We start from the raw sequence: 22026 nt of genomic DNA, 5'->3' as shown, positions 1-22026 counted from the left end.
TTCATAAATGAATTATTTAGCCCCAACAATACTACCAGGCGTAATCGTTGGCGACGAAGTAAGTGCTGTGTACGAGCATGCACGTACACATCAATATGCGTTGCCAGCGGTAAATGTTGTTAGTACAACATCTATAAATGCGACTCTAGAAGCTGCTAAAAAGAAAAACTCGCCCGTTATTATTCAGCTTTCTAATGGTGGAGCACAATTTTTTTGTGGTAAAAGCTTATCTTTACCAGAGCAACAATCAGCTGTGCTTGGGGCGGTAAGTGCTGCAAGATATGTACATTCAGTGGCAGCACATTATGAAGTAGCAGTGATGCTTCACACTGATCACGCAGCTAAAAAGCTACTACCTTGGATTGATGGTTTGCTTGATGAAGGTGAAAGACACTTTGAACTGACTGGCAAACCATTGTTTAGCTCACATATGATTGATCTGTCAGAAGAGCCTTTAGAAGAAAATATCGAAATTTGTGAACGTTACTTAACGCGTATGGCAAAAATAGGTATGACGCTTGAAATTGAGCTTGGTTGCACGGGTGGTGAAGAAGACGGTGTTGATAACTCACACTTAGATAGTTCTGCTTTATACACTCAACCTGAAGATGTTGCATTTGCTTACGAACGCTTAAGTCGTATTAGCCCTAACTTTATAATTGCAGCCTCTTTTGGCAATGTTCATGGTGTATATAAACCGGGTAACGTTGTTCTTACGCCAACTATTTTAAAAGATTCACAAGCTTACGTATCAGAAAAATTTAATCTACCAAGCAACTCAATTAACTTTGTTTTTCATGGTGGTAGTGGTTCTGAGTACAGTAAAATTGCAGAGTCTTTAACGTATGGCGTAGTGAAGATGAATATTGATACCGATACGCAGTGGGCGTGTTGGACAGGTATTTTAGATTACTACAAAGACAAGCAAGCATACCTACAGGGGCAAATTGGTAACCCTGAAGGGGATGATAAGCCAAACAAGAAATACTATGACCCTCGTGTATGGTTGCGTCATTCAGAGCAAAGTATGGTTGCAAGGCTAGAGCAATGCTTTGACGATCTAAATTGTGTAAACAGGTATAGCGCATGAAAAGATTAAATACAGTATTGAAAGAAGACGGTGTAGATACCGATCTTATTTTACTTATTCGCACAATTTTAGCGACCAGTAAAGAAATTGCTTTTCGAGTAAGCCAAGGTGAATTAGCCGGTGTTTTAGGCTCAACTTTGAATGAAAACGTTCAAGGTGAAGTTCAAAAAAAGCTTGATGTAATCGCAAACCAACTACTTAAAGACATCCTACTTGACGACAGCAGTGTACGATCTGTTGCATCAGAGGAAGAAGATCATGCGGTAGGTGGCCACCCTGAAGGTAAGTTTATTGTTGCTTTTGACCCGTTAGATGGCTCTTCTAATATTGATGTTAATGGGCAAATAGGCACTATATTTACTATTTACTTAGCCCGTGATGATGTTCCTTTTGATAGCGACGAGCAATTTAGTCAGCCCGGTGTAAATCAAGTATGTGCAGGCTATGTGTTATACGGCCCTTCATCATTACTTGTAATGAGTACTGGCGGTCCTACGCGTTGTTATACGTTAGACTCAACACATGGCGGTTACTTACTGACAAATAAGCAGTTAAGTGTGCCAGAACAAAGTCGTGAATTTGCCGTTAATATGGCTAACTACCGTTACTGGGACGAACCAACACAAGTGTATTTTGATAAATTGCTATACACCTGTGAAAGCTTTGAAAAAAGCTCAATGCGTTGGAATGCAGCGATGGTAGGCGACGTTCATCGTATTTTATGCCGAGGCGGGTTATTTTTGTATCCACAAGATAAACGCAGTGGTAACGATAACGGAAAAATAAGACTGCTTTATGAAGCAAACCCGTTAGCACTTTTAGTTGAAAACGCAGGTGGTAAAGCAACCTCTAGAGGAACGCGAATTTTAGATATTGCGCCAACTAGCTTGCACCAGCGTGTGCCTGTTGCTTTGGGTTCAAATGAGCCTGTAGAGTTTTATAATAACGCCATGTTATAAAACAGCACTCAAAAAAAGGGGTAAGAAAATTGCCCCTTGTTTTACCCTTAATTTTAATTCTCTTTGTAAATCATCCTCTTTATACAAACTCACTTCTTTTCTTATTGTCTTCAAATAAGAATACTTCACATATATTTAATAATATTACTTACTAAACCCTATATAAAACTAAGTTTTTACTATAACGCTATGTATCTTCAACGTTATTTTTCACAATTGAATTCAATTTTCAACCAAAAATAAAAGCCCAAGGTTAACTTGGTGTTTGTTTATTGTTATTTAATTAGGTGGGGATAGTGGAAAAACTTATTTTATTGTGGTTATATTACCAAGTTGGTTAACAATTTATTTGCAATTTAAATAAATTTGGTAATAAACACATGATTTATTTGGTAACACACACAATAGATGGCCAAATATTAAAACTATAAATTTGGAGAATAGAGCCACCATGAAATTCAAACATTTTGCGCTATGCGCTATTGCAGCTGCAATCGTTGGTTGTGACACAAACTCAAACAACAATGACAACAACTTGGGCTCTATTGCTCTTAGTGGAACTGTTACAAGCGGACAAACATTAACAGCTGAAGTTAGTGACCCTGATGGTATCTCAGGTGACGTGACTTACTACTGGTATGCAGATGGTGAGGCAATTGCTGGTGCAAATAGCGCTTCATTTACATTGACTGACGATCAGATAGGGTTACCAATTACAGTTCAAGGGCTTTATACCGATGATGGCGGTATTAATGAATCGCATATTACAGAACCAACCGCAGATGTTGCCGCAATCGCATTTCCTGCAAGTTTAACTATTACAGGTGACGCGCTAGTTGGTTCGCAACTAACTGCTAATGTAGCTGACGAAAATGGCTTTGATGGCGATACAGTAACTTATAAATGGTTTGCAGATGACGTAGAAATTGCTGATGAAGCACTTTCAACGCTCACGTTAACAGACGCACAGTTTGGTACAGTTATTACAGTTAGTGCATCTTTTGAAGATAGCCGTGGGTTTAACGAGTCTGTAACTTCAGCCGGTACAGAGGTTGTCGCACGAACAAACTCAGAAGGCGAAGTTACAATTAGCGGCACGCCAACTGTTGGAAATACATTAACAGCAGAAATTAATGATACCGATGGGGCGACAGGAGATATTACTTATCAATGGCTTGCTGATGCACAAGCGATAGATGGCGCAATAGAGAGCACCTTTACAGTTGATGCATCACTTTTAGGTCAAAAGATAAGTGTTCAGGTTGCTTATACAGATGATAATGGGTTTATCGAGGATAATACATCAGAGGAAACAATTGCTGTTTCTGCTGTTGCGGTTGACGAAGCCGGTAGCGTAGCCATTATGGGTGTAGTGCCTTATTTAACAAATGGCGAGTTAACCGCTGAGATAACTGATAACAACGGCGTTGAAGAGGCTAACGTTACTTATACTTGGTCTGCTGATGGTGTTGAAATAGTAGGGAGCAATAGTAAAACATTTACGCCTTCTGATTACGCTGGCTCAATAATGTCAGTAAAAGCCACGTATACAGATAATGATGGCTTTGCGAGTGAGGTTACAAACTCAGTTGATACATTGGTTTACACACAATTAGTTAGTAACCCTGAAGCACTTCTTGGTGCTATAAGTGGCGGTTTAGCTGACGGTGATGTTATTGGCTTAAACACGGGTGTTTATGCTGATATGGACGCAATTTTATTAACCAGTGCAGTAACGCTTCGCGCTGTAGAAGGTCAAACTCCTGTACTTAGTGGTGAAGTATGTGTGCATGTAGCTGCTGGAGTAGATGGCGCTGGGTTAATAGGGCTTACCTTTAAGAATATAGATACTAAAGCGGGTGGATTTTGTGAAACCGAAGAAGGTGCTGTTATTTACTCAGAAGGGGATAACTTTACTTTTTCGCAAAACACGATGGATGGAGAAGAAGCTACACTCAATAACTCTGAATACCATTGGCTGATGATAAAAGGTCAAGGTGCTTTGGTTGAGCGAAATACATTCTCTAATCGAAATGTAGCAGAAAAAGGGTCTGTGATAAAAATATCATCATCAAGCTCTGATCACATTATTCAATATAATTTATTTAGTGACAGTGATAATCCAAACTTTGATCAATCAAGTTTATACTTAATCAATGCAGGTAGTACAACGGGTAGTGGTGCAGCTGATAACGCAAACTTTACTATTCAGTATAACCGCGTAGAAAACTTTGTAACGGGTCGTCGTTTAATGCGTGTACAAACTTCTGGCGCAACCATCAAAGGCAATACAATCGTAAATCCTAATGGTGGTATTTCATTAGAAGATGGTGGATTTAATAGTGTTACAGACAACATTATTATTCGTACTACAGATATTGCAAGCTCAAGCGACAGACCTGCTGGGGTATTGATCACACCACTTGGTCACACCGTTAGTAACAACTACATTGCAGGTATTCGTTCTGGTAATAAAGAATCGGGCGGTATTGTATTTACAGCTAACCCATTTTCACAAGCTGATGGCGGTGTGCCAAACTCAGGTAACCAAGCTGTACTTGATAGCGCTGGCGACTTTACACTAAATGTAACAAACAATACGGTTTTGAACTCACAGCAACCTATTGTATTTAGTACGGAAATAGGCCCTAAAGCACCAACAAGTGATTGCGATGAGTTAACCGCAGCGAATGCACCGGTACTATACGGGCTGACCAAAAATGCGTTTGTTATAAACTTTAATGGAAATTTAATTGCAAACGGTTTAGGCGATCAAACAGACGCAGATACAATAAACAGCAGTGCCACAACTCAAGGCCTATTTTACCCAAATACACTTGAAAGTGACCATGCTTTTGAATATGACTGTGACTTAATTAATCATGATAGTTCGGTGCTAAGTAATAACTTTGGTTATATGGATAGTCGAGTATCAGGCGATGCAAGCGGTGACTGGGTTGAAATTAGAAAACTAAATGGTAATGGCGCATTCGATACTGATGGTGCAATTGACCAAGACCCAGCAACTAACGGTAAAGAAGTGCTTGAGTACGTTACAGCAGCAAGTACGTTATTAGAAACTGACCCTGCAGGCCTTCAGGCAGAGGCGGGTGCTAAAGGTCTTCATTATATTCAATCATCTGAAGTAGGTGTTGGATCTACATGGAAAATACAAAACGATTAAGTAACCAATTAATCAGTTAACTTTTAAAAGCCCCAAATTTGGGGCTTTTTTATTATTTATACTTTTCACCACGCTTTTTTAGCCTCCATAACTCATTTATGGACTAGTTTAGAGCTATTAATATTCTAGTAAAAAACCTGCCTGACCTACTGGTAATGCCGTTAAGTTAAAATTGGTATACCTTATGGTAATATTAAAACGTCAAATTGGTTGATCATCGTGCTGGGTTTGAGTATATTAATGTCAAAGGTCACATAAAATATACATCAGCATAACAAGCTAACACACTAAAATCACACAACAACAACCAGCGGAGAATTCAAATGTCGTTGAAGTCACGAGATAACAATAATTCTACAACAGGGCAGTTTGCAATGCGCCCAGTTGCAAAATGGGTAAGAACAGCGGTCATCGCAGGTATGGCAAGTTCTTGCGTATTTACAGCAAGCGCACAGGAAGATCAGGGAAAAGCGACAGAAGTTGAAGAAGACGTTGAAATAATTAGTGTTACAGGTACACGTAGAACGATACAAGATCAAATAGCAATTAAACGTGAAGCAACAACAGTAGTTGATGGCCTGTCATCTGAAGATATTGGTGATTTACCAGCACTGTCTATCGGTGAAGCACTAGAATCAATTACAGGTGCTGCATCTCACCGTGAAAACGGTGGTGCTACAGAAATCACTATCCGTGGTCTTGGTCCATTTTTAAGTGCAACACACATTAATGGTCGTGAAGCGACAAATGGTAGTGGTGACCGCTCAGTTAACTTTTCGCAGTTTCCTTCTGAACTTGTAAAAAAAGTAGCGATATATAAAACGCAAGATGCGTCAATGATTGAAGGTGGTGTTGCAGGTGTTATTGCACTTGAAACTATAACTCCACTTGATTTTGGCAAACAACGTGTATCAGCTGAGGTTAAATTAAATTACAACCCTGATGAAGGTAATGTAGATAACTCGCTGCAAAGTGACGCGGGTTACCGTGGCACGTTTAGTTATGTTGATCAGTTTGAATTTGATAACGGCCAAGCCGTTGGTGTGTCTTTTGGTGTGCAGCGCCAAGAAATTAGTCAACCAGAGGCTGAATACAGAAGCTCTAGCCCATCAGGTTCTTCATTATGGGCGTGTTTAAACGATCCGACTAATACCAATGAAGGTTTTTACCGTAGCAGCGCAGGCGACTGTGAAGACCAAGTTAATGGCAGTAGCAACCAAGGTTACGATACAGAAATCGATCCAGAAACAGGTAAAGCAGTAAGTGATGGGACTCCTTATGCTTGGACTGGCAGTAGCCGAAGCTTTCGTCAAAACGAGACATCTGATGAACGTGATGCAGTATTTTTTGCACTGCAATACCAACCGTCAGCTGATTGGGATATTAACTTTGATGCACAAATTTCAGATAGAACACAACAAGAAGCACGCCACGATTTAATCTTTTTACAAAAACGTGCAACACCAGGTGTAACCGGTCCAACTCTTGTAACTAACGATGTAGGCGGTATTTTACATTGGGAAGGTGAAGAGCGTATTGAATCAGCGGGTGAGCAATTTTCTCGTGAAGAAAACTACCAAGGTTACGGCATAAATATAGAACATACAGTTACCGATAGATTAACTGTTGACTTAGATTTAGCGTATTCAAAAACTGAACGTGAAGAACTTCAAATATCTAATCGTGGTAGAACATCAGGTCGCAATTTCTTTTCTTGGGATATGGGCGATGAAATTCCTCATTTCACATTGACAGATTTTGACGTAACAGATATTTCAAACTTTACAGATAGCCTAAGAACACGACTTGACCGTGAAAATGTTCGTGAAAACGAAGTTATCTCAGCGCGACTAGATTTTGACTATGCGCTAGATGGCAACGTTATTACAAGTATTCAAGGTGGTATTAGAACATCTGAAATGACCTTCCTACAGTATGGTGGTAGCCAAGGTAACGGTTCAAGAAACGAATTTACACTAGACTCTGGTACTGAAGCGCTTGACGTATTACAAGGTTGTCAAATCGATTTTCCTGAATCAGGCTTTTTATCGAGTGTATCTGATGGCGATATCGTAACAAATATTGATAGCGACGGTAACGTTGTAGCTAGCGGTACAGGTTCATCATGGGCTACATACGATAACGTATGTTTCTCACAAGCTGTAGCTGGTTCTAACGCTGATGGTGTGTTTGCTTACCCAGAAGTTGAATATGAAAATGCAGGTACAATTGATGTAACAGAGAAAACAACATCAGTGTACTTAATGGCTAACTACGATACTGAAATGTTTGGCAAATTCATTCGCGGTAACTTTGGTCTTCGTATTGTAGACACAGAAGTAACTTCGATTGGCTTTAGAAATAGCTTTGACGTAGTAACAAGTGACACAGGTATACTGTCTCTAGTTGAGTCTGATAACGGTTCACTGGATAAAATAAAAAGTGGTGGCGATTACACTAAGTATTTACCAAGCTTTAACCTAGTTATTGATTACAGTGAAGATATTTTATTCCGTGCAGGTATATACCGTGGTATGTCACGCGCAGATCCATCTGATTTAGGCTATAGCCGTACATTCCAAGAAGATACAGAAGGTACAGCAACATCAATCAGCGATTTATTAGTGGGTGTAAATGGTTCTGGTAATCCAGACACTCAACCACTTATGTCTTGGAACTACGACGCTGCGTTTGAATGGTACCCTAACGAAGATTCAATCTTAGCGTTAAGCCTATACTACAAACAGTTCAACGGTGGTTTTCAACAACAAACAGTAATTGAAGATTTTACTGTTGCCGGTGAAACAGTTTCACTACCAATCACCAACTCTGTTACGTCAGACGAGGACAGTGAAATACTAGGCCTAGAAGCTTCATTTTCTTACCGCTGGGATAATGGCATCGGTATGAAATTTGGTTACAACTATGCAGACACTGACTTTGAGTTCCAAGATAGCTTATACGGCGATACGTTTGTTACTGATGTAGACGGTAATACTACACAATTAACTGACGGTATTGTTGAGTCGGCTTCAGTACCTGGCTTCTCAAAGCATGTATTTAGCAGCCAGCTGTACTACCAAATTGGTGGGTTTGATACTGCCGTTATTTACAAATATCGTAGTGAGTATTTCCAACCATATACTACAAATGGTACTCGACTTCGTTATGTTGATTCTGTAGGCGTATGGGAAATGCGCGCATCATACAAAATTGATGAGCACTTTAGAGTTAAAGCAGAAGCAATTAACTTGTTCAGCGCACCTAAATCACAAGATTTCTTTGTTGAAGGAAACTTAGGTGAAGTGAATGACTACGGCCCACGCTTATTCTTAGGTTTAAGCTACAAGCTGTAATAATAGTTAAAATATTATAAACATTAAAAAGGCGGTTTTACCGCCTTTTTTCATGTTTATAATTCAAGTTAGATTAGTTATGTAGACTGGTATGTGCCAGTGTAGGACGGATAAGCGAAGCGGCATCCGACACAGTAAAATACCTTGCCAATTATCATCAACATTTTATGTTGTCGAGTGGCTGAACTCACAGCCCAAAGGAAACAAAAAATCTAGCCCGTTTGATCTTCAAACTCACACAAACCTTCAATGTTACTGCGGCAATGTCTTGCGACACTGCCACCAGCAATTATTATCGAGATAGTATTAAACCAATACCTTTATTTTTTAACCTTTCCCTTAAGAACATAAATTTCACCGTCAAAACTGCCTTGAACCGTCAGTCCTTGGCTTGCCAACTCTTGCAAATATTCAACATGATCATCAGTGATATGCTGGCCTGGGACTAAAAGCGGTATGCCCGGTGGGTATGGAGTAACTAAACCTGCACAAATGCGGTTGTTGCTTTTACTGATAGGCACAGATTCGCGGTCGCCATAAAAAGCATCGCTTGGAATACACGCCAAGTCTATGGCTGGTAAATTTTCAGGTAAGCGAGCTCTACGCGTCGATTTCGATAGTTTTACTTTACCGCTGTCTAGCTTTTTCAATGCATTGTACAAACGAATTATTTTTGAGCGCGTGCCGCCAAGCGTCAGTAAAACCAAAATGGTGCTGTGTGTGTATTTTTCTATCTCTAGCCCAATTTCATCCAGTAGATATTTATGAATATCTTTTAATGAGTAAGGTAGCTCACTAATATCAATAAGGATTTTTAATGGGTCGTGGCCCATGTTATCACCACTAAAATGCGGAAATATTTCCATAAAGTCTTGCTTAGCTAATACTTTAATTTGCTTAAGCGAGGCCATCTGTTGTTTAAACTCCTCAACATGATTTAGCAGCGCATTGAGCAGCTTATAGCCTTCCATCTCTAATTGCTTTTGGCACACGTCAAGCGATGCAATAAGCTGATATTTAGGCGATGTACTAGCGTAGATACTATAAATCTCTCGAAAGAAATCAGCATCAAAATCGGGGTCGTTAATATGAATATAAGACGCTTGAGAAAACGCCGATACTACTTTATGCGCCGAATGTGTAATGTAGTCAGCCCCTGCATGTATCGCAGAATAATGACGAAAGCTAGGATGAAACAAAGAGTATGCAAACCAAGCTTCATCTATAAATACCTTGATACCATATTGATGAGCATAATCTACCACTTGTTTCAGGTCGCTAAGTAGGCCATCGTAAGTACAACCGGTAAGCACTAATAATTTAGCATCAGTATTGTTTTCAATTGCCAACTTGATGTCGGCCAACGACGGTGGCGCGAAAATGCCATATTTTGGATTTAAGATACTCGCCAAATAAATGGGGTAACTAGCTGATTGCAAGATGCCATAGTGTACTGATTTATGGCAATTACGGTCGACAATTACTTTATCTCCCTTACGCAGGAGCGTCTGCAAGATGATTTTATTTGAGGTAGATGAACCATTTGTAACAAAGTAGGTGTGCTTAACTTCAAACGTCGCCGCGGCTGATTCTTGGGCGCGACCAATAGTATTAGTGCTGTCTGATAATGAACCTAGCGAGTCTACCGAAACCGACAGGTCGCCAACAAATACATTGCGGCCGTAAAACTGATAAAAATCTTTGATGTAAGGTGAGTTTCTAAAGCTAGAACCCCCACTATGACCCGGTGTATGCCAAGAGTCGTTTGCTTCACCAACGTAACGACGATACGCCGTCCAAAATGGCGTTTCAGAGCGGTCGTCAAAATCGTTGATCATATATCCTAAAATAGCTTCTGGGTCAGAAATCACTTCATCTTTAAAAAAGAATGATTCGATTTCTTCTGATTCGTTAACGATTTCCAGCCCTTTAGTGTCGTCGCCAATAACATAAACCGGTAACTCAAGACGAATTGCCTTTAAATCTTCAATAAAGCGGCTATACATCCGCTCACCCACTTTGTTGTGCATATCCCAGCTTAGAACCACGGCTTGAATATCACCATCTTCCTCTACACATTCCAGCGCGTGTTTAAGCTCGAGGCATTCAATAATATCGATATGAATATCGTCTCGCTCAAAGTTAGGAATGGTCTTTGATAGGTTCGTTGAAAGCCCTTGTAAAGTGGCTGGGTCTTGCTCAATTATCAAGATACGAAGTAGAGGTAGCATAGAGGGTTTCGCAATATAATTTTATAATGCTCACTAGCATAACCAAAGGAGTGTAACTTGTGAAATTAATACTTTGATAATGTTCTAATAATTGTTCTATTAATTGTTCTATTTCATTGGCTACTACAAATAATAGGCGCAATGAAATTCATGTGTTTTCTGTTTCCATCGTAAGCATAAAGATTTTGATCACTATCAACGACAATATACTTCCCTTTAAGTTTTATACCACTGCAGTATAAAAATTATACTTATTCGATGGGCAGTTTTATGCCAACAGCAGACCTTGGACATCAGAGTCTCTTGTTATGTTTTGGCTTGCCAGACTTTAACTCCACCATCCATACTAGACTCTAGCATACCTTCGCTTTCTAAACGATGAAGTGATTCTAATATACTCTTTTTATGGTCATTCAAGATAAAACCTAATCCCCGATTTTCGAATGCGTTGTTTGGGTGCTTCATTAAATACTCCAACACATTCTGATCTCGACTATTTGCTAAATTCTTTAATGTCATATCAGCTACTTTTTGAGACAAATCTTTAATGTCTCCTGTTAGCTGATTATTCTCTTTAGCATTTCTTAGAACTGCTTCAGTTTCTTTAGAAACTGCGGTTTTCAATTGATTTACATCTAAAAAATGTTCTTCATTGGAAAAATCGCTTGGTGCATACAATGATTGAGGCTTAAAAACTAAAATCAAGAAAAAACAAACAACAATAAGTACCGGGAAGAACATTACAAAGTAAATAAATTGCGATTGCATCGGCTCTGGAAGCATTACCAAAGCTCCAGTTGCAAACGTTTCAGCTATACCAGCAAAAATTGCAATAATTGTAAGTGGGTTACTTACTTTCATGAAAAACCTCGATTAAAAACATAATAGCTTTATCAGAGGACACTTTCCCTATTTTAGCGCGAAAACGTCCTTACTTTATGAACTCATATTAATAGCAAATAGCGTAAACTATTGCCAGCTATAAATATTATGCTTGCTGTAGCCTATATAAACATGTAAGTAAGAGAAAAGTTTTTACTAAGTCAATGACGACTCACCTGAATGACTATATATCGCTCAAGGCTGCCTATAGTTACTCTGTTTTATCTTTAAACTCACACAAGTCTTCAATAATACAGCTGCCACATTTAGGTTTACGTGCTACGCAGGTGTAACGCCCGTGCAGTATCAGCCAATGATGCACGTCTACTTTAAATTCTTTTGGTACAACCTTTTCAAGCTTTTGTTCAACAGCAACTACGTCTTTACCCATGGCAAGCTTGGTACGGTTAGATACACGAAATATATGTGTATCCACGGCTATTACAGGCCAGCCAAAGGCAGTGTTGAGTACAACATTAGCGGTTTTACGGCCAACGCCTGGTAGGGCTTCGAGGGCTTCACGATTTTCTGGCACGATGCTGTCATGTTCATCCACCAAAATTTGGCACATTTTATAAACGTTGGCAGCTTTAGAATTAAATAAGCCGATGGTTTTTATATAATCACGCAGTGTATCGTGGCCTATATCTAAAATGGCTTGTGGTGTATTAGCAACAGGGAACAACTTTCGAGTGGCTTTATTAACGCCTACATCAGTTGCTTGTGCTGAAAGAGTTACTGCTACTAGTAACTCAAATGGGCTTGAATATTCAAGCTCTGTAACTGGGTGCGGGTTATCGTCGCGTAGGCGCGACAGTATTTGGTGACGTTTTTCTTTATTCATGCAACTTAAAACGTATTAGTGCTAATTGTAGCTCTAATACGTTTTCCCCTTAAGTTAAGCTAGTAACACGTGCTCGAGGGCCTTTTTCAGCCTCTGGCGGTGCAATTTGCTTTGATTTTATTTGTGCGTCAATTACGTTTTTTGCAGCAATAAGTAGCCCAAGCCCTAAAAAGGCACCCGGTGGTAAAATTGCCAGTAAAAATTGGTTATCAAAGTTAAATACTTCTATGCGCAGGCTCTGTGCCCATGGGCCAAGTAATAAATCGGCTCCGTCAAACAGCGTACCTTGGCCAATTAATTCACGCATAGCCCCTAATACTAACAGTACAGCCATAAAGCCTAAGCCCATCATTAAGCCGTCAAATGCTGATAAATGAACAGGATTTTTAGAGGCGTATGCTTCGGCGCGGCCAATAATGGCGCAGTTAGTTACAATCAACGGGATAAAAATTCCCAATGATTGATATAAACCAAAGGTATAAGCGTTCATAAGTAATTGAACTATTGTTACAAAGCCCGCGATGATCATTACAAATACAGGTATACGAATATCTTTTGGCACCCAGTTACGCACAATCGATACAGTAACATTTGAGCCTATTAGTACGAGTAAAGTTGCTAAGCCTAAACCTAAGGCATTTGTTACAGTTGAGGTAACGGCAAGCAGTGGACATAAACCTAAAAGCTGCACAAGGGCAGGGTTATTTACCCATACACCTTCTTTGTATAATGTTTTTAACTCACTCATTTAGCTACCTCCATACATTCGGCATTAGGTGCTGCAAAAATATCATCAAAATTAGTTTGTGCGAACAATACGGCATTTTTAACAGAGCCCACAACAGCACGTGGCGTTATGGTCGCGCCTGTAAATTGATCAAACTGGCCGCCATCTTTTTTTACAGCCCAGCGAGCGTCTTCTTCGCCTTCAACCGTTAAGCTTTTAAATGTTGTGATCCAAAGTGATTTTTTAACTTCTACTTTGTCGCCTAAACCAGGGGTTTCTTCGTGTTTAGTCGTACGCACGCCAGCAATAGTGCCATCGCTCAATACAGCTGTTAATAAGTTAATATCGCCACTGTAGCCGTTTGGCGTAACATGCCTAATAACAACAGCGACTGGTTTATTGTTTTTACGAGCACGGTAAATTACTTGGTTTGCGTGTGGGCCTAGTTTTTCGTCAGTAATAATTACGCAATCTTGTGATAATTGATTGTCGTACGATTTTGGGTCGAGCACTTCTTGTAGCTGCGCAGTAAGTTGCAGTTGTTCTTGCTCTGCAATTTTATCGGCAGTAAGCGCGTTGATAGAGGCAACTAAGCCCGTTGTTGCTAACGCAAACGCAGTTAAAATAGCACCATTTTTAGCCATTGACGAAATGATCATTTTACTGCTCCATGGCCATAAGTACGTGGCTGTGTGTAGTAGTCTATTAGCGGCACTGCAATATTAATCAATAATACGCTAAATGCGATGGCATCAGGAAAACCACCAAAGGTACGAATTAAATAAATTAGTAAGCCAATTATCGCGCCATAAATTAAGCGCCCTTTGTTAGTTGTTGCTGCAGATACCGGATCGGTTGCTATGAAAAAGGCTCCCATCATAGTGGCACCACTTAATAAGTGAAATAGGGTGCCCGGCTCTGTGCCTGGTGATGCGATATAACCAATAGCACTACATACAGCTAAAGTTACGATAAAACTAACAGGAATATGCCAGTTAATTATTTTTGCTTTTAGTAAGTATAAACCACCCACTAAATAGCCTAAATTAACCCATGCCCAACCAAGGCCAGCCCATTCGTTAAATATTGGCTTTTGCATGCTCTCGGTAACGGTTAAACCGTGGGCTATGTCTGTTTTAACAGTATCCAGCGGGGTTGCCATTGTTAGGCCATCAACCCCTGCGCGTACTTGATCTAGGCTAAACCCAGAGGCCGTAAAATCGGTAAATATTAGCCTTAGCTGATCTGCAAAGCCTATTGGCGTATTTATTAAATCAGTGACAGGCAACCATGCGGTCATTTGCACCGGAAACGAAACTAATAGCAGTACATAAGCCGCCATTGCTGGATTGAATAAGTTAAACCCAAGGCCGCCATAAAGCTGTTTAACTATAACGATAGAAAATAAACAGCCAATAACGATTATCCACCAAGGGGCAAGTGGAGGGATACTCAATGCCAATAACACGGCAGTAAGCCACGCACTGCCATCACTTAATGCAGGCCAAACAGGGCGCTTTCGTATTAGCATTATTGCAGCTTCAAATACGCTTACAGCAACAAGCGCTAGTACCAGTTGAATAAGTACACCTGTTCCAAAAAAGAAAACTTGAGCAATTAGCCCAGGAATACACGCAGCAATAACGCTAAGCATTAATCGCGTTAACGATTTATGGCTGTGATTATGCGGCGAACTGGCCATGGTTAATTTCATGACTGATTATTTCCTTCTTTTTGTAACTTTTTAGCTTTTGCTCTCGCAATTGCAGCAGCCACGGCGGCTTTTTTCTTATCGTCGGCTGATTTAGGTTTATCTACGTTAATAAGATCTGATGAGTCATCGGTGTTACTTTCTGCACTCTTAGGTGCTGCGCTATCAACTTGTAGCTGAGTTTGTTCGGTATCTTCTAGTGCTTTAGCTGCTTTTTTAGCTTTAGCACGAGCTATGGCCGCCGCTACCGCTGCTTTTTTATCATCAACAGGGGCATCACTTTGTGGCTCTTCACTCACGGTTTGCTCAGCGTCTTCTAATGCTTTAGCTGCTTTTTTAGCTTTAGCACGAGCTATGGCCGCCGCTACTGCTGCCCTTTTGTCATCAACAGGGGCATCACTTTGTGGCACTTCACTTGCTGTTTGTTCAGCGTTATCTAATGCTTGTGCTGCTTTTTTAGCTTTAGCACGAGCAATGGCGGCCGCTACTGCTGATTTTTTGTCATCAACAGGGGCATCAGTTTGTGGCTCTTCACTTGTGGTTTGCTCAGCTTCTTCTAATGCTTTAGCCACTTTTTTAGCTTTAGCACGAGCTATGGCCGCCGCTACCGCTGCCTTTTTATCATCAACAGGGGCATCACTTTGTGGCTCTTCACTCACGGTTTGCTCGGTTTCTTCTAATGCTTTAGCTGCTTTTTTAGCTTTAGCGCGAGCTATTGCCGCCGCTACGGCTGCTTTTTTATCATCAACAGGGGCATCACTTTGTGGCTCTTCACTCACGGTTTGCTCAGCGCCATCTAATGCTTTAGCTGCTTTTTTAGCTTTAGCTCGAGCAATGGCTGCAGCGACTGCTGATTTTTTATCATCAACGGGTGTAGTCTCGGCCGATTCATCTGTTTGCGATTTTTGCTCTTTATATTTACGCGCTTGTTCTTTACGTAGTGCGCGCTCTTTTGCTACTTCGCTGTTGTCTGGCTCTAGTTCTTCGCCTTGTTGCTTTTTAGCTTTAGCGCGTGCAATAGCGGCAGCAACAGCTGATTTTTCATCGCCGTTATCTGATTTATTTTTAACACGGGCTAGTGCCTCAGCTACTTTTTGCTTTTCGTCAGCAGACTTAGCAGCAGGTTTGCGTTTATGGCGGTTTTGGCGTTCTTCTTGCTCACGCTCTAAACGTTCTTTTCGGGCATCAAAACGCTCTTTTGCTCTGTCGGCTTTAATTTTGTCAGCTTGTTGTTCTTTAATTTCAACTTTGGCTATACGGTAGTACTGTACAAGAGGGATTTCGCTTGGGCACACGTATGCACAAGCACCACATTCAATACAATCAAATAAATTGTGCTCTTGTAGTTTGTCGTACTCTTTTGATTTAGCAAACCATTGCAATTGTTGTGGCAATAAAGAAGCAGGGCAGGCATCGGCACAGGCGCTACAACGTATACAGGCTTTTTCAGGGCCGGGTTCCGCTAGCTCTTTATGATCAGGCGCTAAAATACAGTTAGTGGTTTTAACTATGCCAATACGTACTGTGGGTAGCGTAAAGCCCATCATTGGGCCGCCCATTACAACACTTTGCTGCGGTACAGGAGAGAAACCTTGGCAATCTAGTAAATGCTTTATTTCAGTACCAAGCAGTGCCCATACATTTCCAGGTTTATGAATAGTGTTACCTGTTACCGTAACTATACGCTCAATCAGCGGTTTACCTTCATAAACGGCTTGTTGTACGGCAAACAAAGTACCCGTGTTATGCACTAAAATACCAATATCGGCAGGAATACCAATGCTAGGAACTTCACGGTTAGTAAGTAATTTAATTAATTGCTTTTCACCGCCAGATGGATAAATAGTTGGCACCGTTTGAATAATAATTTTTGAGTTATGCTCAGCTGCTTGCTTCATTGCTGCAATAGCTTCAGGCTTGTTATCTTCTATACCCACAATGCACAGTGTTGGGTTTAAAAGTTGCTGCATTATTTCAATGCCTTGGATAACTTCTTTAGCGTGTTCGCGCATTAAAACGTCATCGGCAGTAATATAAGGTTCGCACTCAACTGCATTTACAATCAAAAATTCGATAGGTTGCTTGGTATCTGCTTTTACATATGTAGGAAAACCAGCACCACCCATACCGCTAATACCGGCTTGGTGAATAATATTTATAAGCTCGTCATGGCTAAGCTCAGCAGGATTTTTATTTTTATTTAGAGCTACCCATTCGTCTTTGCCGTCTGGTTCAATAATAACACTTAGTTCTGGCAGGGCCGATGGATGTGCTGATGGCATAGGTGCAATATCAGTAACCACTCCAGAGCTTGGCGCATGCACAGGTACCGACCAGTTAGCAGCAGGCTCTGTTAGTGGTTGGCCTTTTAATACGTGTTGGCCTTTTTCTACAAGTAACTTACCGTTTGCGCCTATGTGCTGCTTAAGCGCAACAATGAGTTTATCGGGCAAAGGTAGGCGAGTGATGCTCGCACTATTGGAGAGTGACTTTTGTTGTGGTGGGTGTATGCCGCCAGGAAATGCCCACACGGTGCCTTTTTTTATTTGTTCAAGTAACTTGTCCACTCAAACCTCTAATCTATTTGTGTAACAGGAATAGCGTCTAGCTGCCATTTCCAGTTTTGTTTAGTTTCGGCTACAGGTAGCATATCAATGCAATCTACAGGGCAAGGCTCAACACATAAATCACAGCCAGTGCATTCATCAATTAATACAGTATGCATTTGACGAGTTGCGCCTAAAATAGCGTCAACTGGGCAGGCTTGAATACATTTGGTACAACCAATACATTCGTCTTCGCGAATATAAGCCACTGTTTTTATAGGTTCTGCTTGCTCACCACCGGCAAGTGGTTTTTCATCAACCCCCATTAAGCCGGCAAGCTTTTTCATGGTTGATTCACCGCCCGGTGGGCATTTATTTATTTCATCGCCATTAGCTATGGCTTCAGCGTAAGGGCGACAACCAGGGTAGCCACATTGTCCGCATTGAGTTTGCGGCAAAATAGTATCAATTTGCTCAACAATAGGGTTACCTTCAACGCGAAAGCGAATTGCTGCAAACCCTAAAATAAGTCCAAAAATGAGTGCTAGCGAACCAATCGCTATCAAGGCATAAAACAAGGTCATATTAAAACTTCACTAATCCAGTAAAACCCATAAACGCCATCGACATTAAGCCTGCAGTGATCATTGCAATAGAGGCGCCTTTAAAAGGCGTAGGAACGTCAGCAGCTGCTAAACGCTCTCGTAGTGCTGCAAACAATACAAGCACTAAAGAAAAACCAACCGCAGCACCAAAACCATATACCGCAGATTGTAAAAACGAATGATCTTCTTTGATATTTAATAAAGCCACACCTAATACCGCACAGTTAGTGGTGATCAGCGGTAAAAATATGCCTAATAAACGATATAGAGTAGGGCTGGTTTTACGCACAACCATTTCGGTAAATTGCACTACAACGGCAATCACTAAAATAAAGCTCATGGTGCGTAAAAAGGCGATATCCAGAGGGATTAAAATATATTGATTAACTAAATAGCTAGTTACAGAGGCAAGGGTAAGCACAAACGTGGTTGCCAAAGACATACCGATCGCCGTATCAAGCTTACCTGATACGCCCATAAACGGACATAAGCCTAAAAATTGTACTAATACAAAGTTATTAACCAGAACGGTTCCAATCAATAACAAGACATATTCTGTCATGTGTGCCTCACGCTATAATAAACGTGGGTATTATCCTTTTTTCTTTATCGATTAACAACACATGAGAAGCAAATAAACGACTCAATCAGTAATGATATTAAAGCGACTTAAGATTTCAGGTGTAATTAGAATAGGATCAATATTATACGGCTTTAAAATATCTTTAAATTGATCGTGTTCTTGGTATAAATCTAATAGTGCTTTATTAAACAGGGCGATTTTTTCAGGAGATAATTGAATTTTATTAAACCCAATAAAATAGGGGGATTCGCTTTGTAAAAAAGCCAAATTAACATGATGTAAGTTAAATTGTTTTAGCCTAGCGCGCGCTTGTAAAGTATTGGCAAAATATCCATCTATACGGTTATTTTCTATCATTTTTACACCCGTACCATTGGCATCAGTGAGTAAAACGATATCAAATTCTCTCAATCCGTCTTTGATCATTTGTTGCTGTATTTTGATTAGTTGAAAAGATGCATTTGAAGGGCCAAAAACAGCAATTTGCATTTTTTGTAGATCATTGAGGCTTTTAATGGTTTTTTTAGCACCTTCAGGTTGAAAAAAACCATATTGCATTTTCATAAGCGGAATCGAAAAGTAAAGCCATTCGTTGCGGTCAATATTCCAGCCCATAGGAAAGTTTCCTTGAGCTTGCAGGTTTTTTAACATCAGCTTAGAGCGACGATTTGGTACGCTAATAAACTCACATTTATAATTGAGGCGTTTACACGCTAAGGTAAGTATATCAACAAAGGGGCCAGTGGCATTATTGCTTTCATCAACAAATGAAAATGGAGGATAGTTGTGGGTGCTAAAAACTAATTCTTTTTGCGGGGCGCTTGCGTACAAACTCAAAGGCATAATAAAAAGTATAATAAAGGTAACTACTCTTTTCATGATGCCTCCAATAGACTATATGTCTTTAGGTTTTTCTATGTAATAACCCTGAACGCCATCTAAACACAACGTTTCTATAATGTGTTTCTCTTCTTGGCTCTCAACGCCTTCAGCAAATACGCTAACACCAATGCGGTGGGCTAAATCGACCATTAAGCGCATAAAGTACTGATTATTTTTATCATCTTCTAGGCCGCGAGTATAACTTGCATCCATTTTAATAAAATCAGGTTTTAAATCGCGGAAAAACTTAAATGAAGTTAAGCCAACACCAAAACGTTCAACAGTTACGCGTGCGCCAACACGGTGAACCATGTCGATAAAGCGTTTACTAGCTTTGATGTTTTGCTGTAAACCAAACTCGCTTACCTCAAATACTAGTTTAGATGCAATATGCGTATCTTTCAATAATCGGCGCTCTAGCCAAATTACAAACTGATCGTTGTGTGCACTTGAGGCTGTTACGTTTAAACCAAAAAACTTTTCAGATAAATTACGGCTTTTAACCTTTTCAAGAGAAGAGTCGATGATTAAGCGATCAATTTCTATTGCCATATCAAGTTTTTCGGCCATTGCTAAAAAAGAAGCGGTAGGCAGTACTTGATTGTCTTCTGTTTTAAATCGAACTTGTACTTCAGCGTAGGCTTTTATGCTTTTACCAAGCGGCATGATGTTTTGCATCACTAAATGCACACGCTTAGATTCAATAACTTCCTTAATAACCTTACGCCAGTTTTGATTACCAAACCCCGCACTTACGTTATTAACTAAATCGGTTTCGCGTTGTACGTGCCATGCATTCACTTGTTTTGACTGCGCCATGCTCATCGCGTTATCAACAACAGAAAGTAGTTCGCCTAACGGTTTACCTTTTTCGTAACCTACAATACCCGTATTAGCTACCGAGCTTAACTCTTGGTTTTGTTGGTACTGCGTGAAGCGCGATTGCAGGTTTTCACCAAAGCGCTCAGCTTCTTTTAAAGGAATGTGGGGGAGTACTACCGCAAAATCAGAGCTGTTTAATCTAAATACTTGGCTACCCGTGTAAGTGCCACTTATGTGCTTAATAATATCAGCAACGCCTTTAACATACTCGTCACCTTTTTGATAACCACGGCTTTGGTTTATAGCTTGTAGCTCGCTACAACGAACCATAGCTAAAGAGCCAAATGTACTTTGTTCAGTGTTTTCAATATTTTTTTCGTAGTACTCAACAAACATATTACGATTACCAAGCGAGGTAATTACATCTTTGTACGCTTCATGCTTGATAGTCATAGCAGCGCTTTGTATGTCTTCGTTTTTGTTTTTTAAAAAATGTGATAACCGATTAAAACTAGGTACTAAATCTTTTCCCATTTTTTTCAATCGAGTGCCATCTAATGCTGTTTCTAAATCATTATCAAGTTGGTTTTGATTGATATAAATATCGATAATGTCAGCAACTGTTGTACTTATATTTTTATTTAAATGATAAAAAATAGATTTCATTAGAATTATTGGAATAATAACTAAAATGGCAGAAATCAAAATAACAATAAAAAGGGAAGTTTGTAGCTGCGATGCTAAATGCTCAATGTTAAGTACAAATTCAACTTTTATATCTGCGGCATCGTTTACAGCAAACTGTGGGCGTACAGAGTTAAAGTTAGAGAGTACAAAATCAGCAAACATTGGTAATTGAGTAGGGGGGTTAATGCTAAATACTTCAGCACCTTGGTAATCTCTTAGGGTAAAGCTTGAAAACGTATTACCATCTGCAATTGATTGTTTTAAATTTTGAGCAGAAATATCGTCTAAAGAAAGGTCATTAATATACTTAGTAACAGTTGTTTGTGCATTTTTTTGTGCATCACTTACCGCAGTATCAAAGCTTATAGATATGAAGTAGCTTCCTGCTGCAACACACAATAACCAAGAGATAATTTGTATAAAAATAAGTTTTTTAAATCCAGCCATGTTTTCAGTCTTTTAATAATCAAAAGGGAAGGAATCAAGTCCTTGATTAATAAACTAAGTACAGCGCATTAAAGAATTAAACTAATGCTTTAGTTATATAAGGAAGAGTAGTGGAAATAGCTTGGAATGTCTATGAAATTCTTAGAATTGGCTCCCCCTCCCCGACTCGAACGGGGGACCTGCGGATTAACAGTCCGTCGCTCTAACCAACTGAGCTAAGGGGGAACTAAAGTACTGATATTATTATGATGATTTGGCTCCCCCTCCCCGACTCGAACGGGGGACCTGCGGATTAACAGTCCGTCGCTCTAACCAACTGAGCTAAGGGGGAACTACATCATAAACATAAACTTGGCTCCCCCTCCCCGACTCGAACGGGGGACCTGCGGATTAACAGTCCGCCGCTCTAACCAACTGAGCTAAGGGGGAATCGATTATGATTGAAAAACTTGGCGCCCCCTCCCCCACTC

15 protein-coding genes and 3 tRNA genes are annotated in these 22026 nt (G+C 40.1%); 4 read left to right on the top strand and 14 right to left on the bottom strand.

Annotated features, from left to right (window positions below):
- The first annotated feature begins 7 nt into the window (after window positions 1–7).
- The 4 genes from fbaA (at window position 8) to H5120_RS05570 (ending at window position 8589) form a co-directional block, all read left to right on the top strand.
- Window positions 8–1090 carry a class II fructose-bisphosphate aldolase gene (fbaA, locus tag H5120_RS05585; protein ID WP_024595189.1) on the top strand — a complete coding sequence of 361 codons (1083 nt, stop codon included), beginning with the start codon at window positions 8–10 and terminating at the stop codon, window positions 1088–1090.
- Complete coding sequence (locus H5120_RS05580; RefSeq protein WP_002962277.1) at window positions 1087–2049, top strand: class 1 fructose-bisphosphatase; 963 nt, start codon at window positions 1087–1089, stop codon at window positions 2047–2049. The genes fbaA and H5120_RS05580 overlap by 4 nt, the downstream gene beginning before the upstream one ends.
- Before the next feature lie 451 nt (window positions 2050–2500).
- Window positions 2501–5233 (top strand): poly(beta-D-mannuronate) lyase, encoded by a 2733-nt coding sequence (locus H5120_RS05575; protein ID WP_182673840.1) that lies wholly within the window; start codon window positions 2501–2503, stop codon window positions 5231–5233.
- Between the two features lie 323 nt (window positions 5234–5556).
- Window positions 5557–8589, top strand: coding sequence for a TonB-dependent receptor (locus tag H5120_RS05570; protein ID WP_182671379.1), 3033 nt, complete (start codon window positions 5557–5559; stop codon window positions 8587–8589).
- 320 nt (window positions 8590–8909) lie between these two features.
- On the opposite strand, the gene H5120_RS05565 is transcribed toward H5120_RS05570, so the two are convergent.
- The 14 genes from H5120_RS05565 to H5120_RS05500 form a co-directional block, all read right to left on the bottom strand.
- A complete protein-coding gene (locus H5120_RS05565; protein WP_182673839.1) occupies window positions 8910–10820 on the bottom strand; it encodes an aminotransferase class V-fold PLP-dependent enzyme in 1911 nt (636 codons plus the stop codon).
- 306 nt (window positions 10821–11126) lie between these two features.
- Window positions 11127–11681, bottom strand: a complete 555-nt coding sequence (locus tag H5120_RS05560; RefSeq protein WP_182673838.1) for an ArsR family transcriptional regulator — start codon at window positions 11679–11681, stop codon at window positions 11127–11129.
- Window positions 11682–11913: 232 nt separating this feature from the next.
- On the bottom strand, window positions 11914–12546 hold the full coding sequence (nth, locus tag H5120_RS05555; RefSeq protein ID WP_182673837.1) for an endonuclease III: 633 nt from the start codon (window positions 12544–12546) through the stop codon (window positions 11914–11916).
- Between the two features lie 49 nt (window positions 12547–12595).
- Entirely contained in the window at window positions 12596–13294 is a 699-nt protein-coding gene (locus H5120_RS05550; RefSeq protein ID WP_182673836.1) for an electron transport complex subunit E, read from the bottom strand.
- Window positions 13291–13932, bottom strand: a complete 642-nt coding sequence (gene rsxG / locus H5120_RS05545; protein WP_002962266.1) for an electron transport complex subunit RsxG — start codon at window positions 13930–13932, stop codon at window positions 13291–13293. The genes H5120_RS05550 and rsxG overlap by 4 nt, the downstream gene beginning before the upstream one ends.
- A complete protein-coding gene (gene rsxD / locus H5120_RS05540) occupies window positions 13929–14987 on the bottom strand; it encodes an electron transport complex subunit RsxD (protein ID WP_182673835.1) in 1059 nt (352 codons plus the stop codon). Before rsxD ends, rsxG begins: the two co-directional genes overlap by 4 nt.
- A complete protein-coding gene (gene rsxC / locus H5120_RS05535; RefSeq protein WP_182673834.1) occupies window positions 14984–17551 on the bottom strand; it encodes an electron transport complex subunit RsxC in 2568 nt (855 codons plus the stop codon). The genes rsxD and rsxC overlap by 4 nt, the downstream gene beginning before the upstream one ends.
- 8 nt (window positions 17552–17559) lie before the next feature.
- Window positions 17560–18114, bottom strand: a complete 555-nt coding sequence (gene rsxB, locus H5120_RS05530) for an electron transport complex subunit RsxB (protein ID WP_007585357.1) — start codon at window positions 18112–18114, stop codon at window positions 17560–17562.
- A 1-nt stretch (window position 18115) separates the two neighbouring features.
- Complete coding sequence (rsxA, locus tag H5120_RS05525) at window positions 18116–18697, bottom strand: electron transport complex subunit RsxA (protein ID WP_008172491.1); 582 nt, start codon at window positions 18695–18697, stop codon at window positions 18116–18118.
- A gap of 81 nt (window positions 18698–18778) precedes the next feature.
- Window positions 18779–19597, bottom strand: coding sequence for an ABC transporter substrate-binding protein (locus H5120_RS05520; protein ID WP_182673833.1), 819 nt, complete (start codon window positions 19595–19597; stop codon window positions 18779–18781).
- Window positions 19598–19612: 15 nt separating this feature from the next.
- Window positions 19613–21556 (bottom strand): EAL domain-containing protein, encoded by a 1944-nt coding sequence (locus H5120_RS05515; protein WP_039487283.1) that lies wholly within the window; start codon window positions 21554–21556, stop codon window positions 19613–19615.
- A 148-nt stretch (window positions 21557–21704) separates the two neighbouring features.
- A tRNA-Asn gene (locus tag H5120_RS05510) sits at window positions 21705–21781 on the bottom strand.
- Window positions 21782–21810: 29 nt separating this feature from the next.
- Window positions 21811–21887, bottom strand: a tRNA-Asn gene (locus H5120_RS05505).
- Window positions 21888–21908: 21 nt separating this feature from the next.
- Window positions 21909–21985: transfer RNA gene (locus H5120_RS05500), tRNA-Asn, on the bottom strand.
- Between the last annotated feature and the right edge of the window lie 41 nt (window positions 21986–22026).

The organism is Pseudoalteromonas sp. SR43-2 (assembly GCF_014163885.1).
Lineage (GTDB): Bacteria > Pseudomonadota > Gammaproteobacteria > Enterobacterales > Alteromonadaceae > Pseudoalteromonas > Pseudoalteromonas distincta.
Note: the sequence above shows the minus strand (reverse complement) of the source record. Positions and strands in the feature narration are given on the sequence as shown.

Excerpts from the sequence above, each read along its gene's own strand:
- rsxB (WP_007585357.1), bottom strand. The coding sequence starts at position 18,114 with ATGACCTTGTTTTATGCCTTGATAGCGATTGGTTCGCTAGCACTCATT.
- H5120_RS05560 (WP_182673838.1), bottom strand. The coding sequence starts at position 11,681 with ATGAAAGTAAGTAACCCACTTACAATTATTGCAATTTTTGCTGGTATA.
- rsxG (WP_002962266.1), bottom strand. The coding sequence starts at position 13,932 with ATGATCATTTCGTCAATGGCTAAAAATGGTGCTATTTTAACTGCGTTT.
- H5120_RS05550 (WP_182673836.1), bottom strand. The coding sequence starts at position 13,294 with ATGAGTGAGTTAAAAACATTATACAAAGAAGGTGTATGGGTAAATAAC.
- rsxD (WP_182673835.1), bottom strand. The coding sequence starts at position 14,987 with ATGAAATTAACCATGGCCAGTTCGCCGCATAATCACAGCCATAAATCG.
- H5120_RS05575 (WP_182673840.1), top strand. The coding sequence starts at position 2,501 with ATGAAATTCAAACATTTTGCGCTATGCGCTATTGCAGCTGCAATCGTT.
- H5120_RS05565 (WP_182673839.1), bottom strand. The coding sequence starts at position 10,820 with ATGCTACCTCTACTTCGTATCTTGATAATTGAGCAAGACCCAGCCACT.
- H5120_RS05580 (WP_002962277.1), top strand. The coding sequence starts at position 1,087 with ATGAAAAGATTAAATACAGTATTGAAAGAAGACGGTGTAGATACCGAT.
- H5120_RS05515 (WP_039487283.1), bottom strand. The coding sequence starts at position 21,556 with ATGGCTGGATTTAAAAAACTTATTTTTATACAAATTATCTCTTGGTTA.
- rsxA (WP_008172491.1), bottom strand. The coding sequence starts at position 18,697 with ATGACAGAATATGTCTTGTTATTGATTGGAACCGTTCTGGTTAATAAC.
- nth (WP_182673837.1), bottom strand. The coding sequence starts at position 12,546 with ATGAATAAAGAAAAACGTCACCAAATACTGTCGCGCCTACGCGACGAT.
- H5120_RS05520 (WP_182673833.1), bottom strand. The coding sequence starts at position 19,597 with ATGAAAAGAGTAGTTACCTTTATTATACTTTTTATTATGCCTTTGAGT.
- H5120_RS05570 (WP_182671379.1), top strand. The coding sequence starts at position 5,557 with ATGTCGTTGAAGTCACGAGATAACAATAATTCTACAACAGGGCAGTTT.
- fbaA (WP_024595189.1), top strand. The coding sequence starts at position 8 with ATGAATTATTTAGCCCCAACAATACTACCAGGCGTAATCGTTGGCGAC.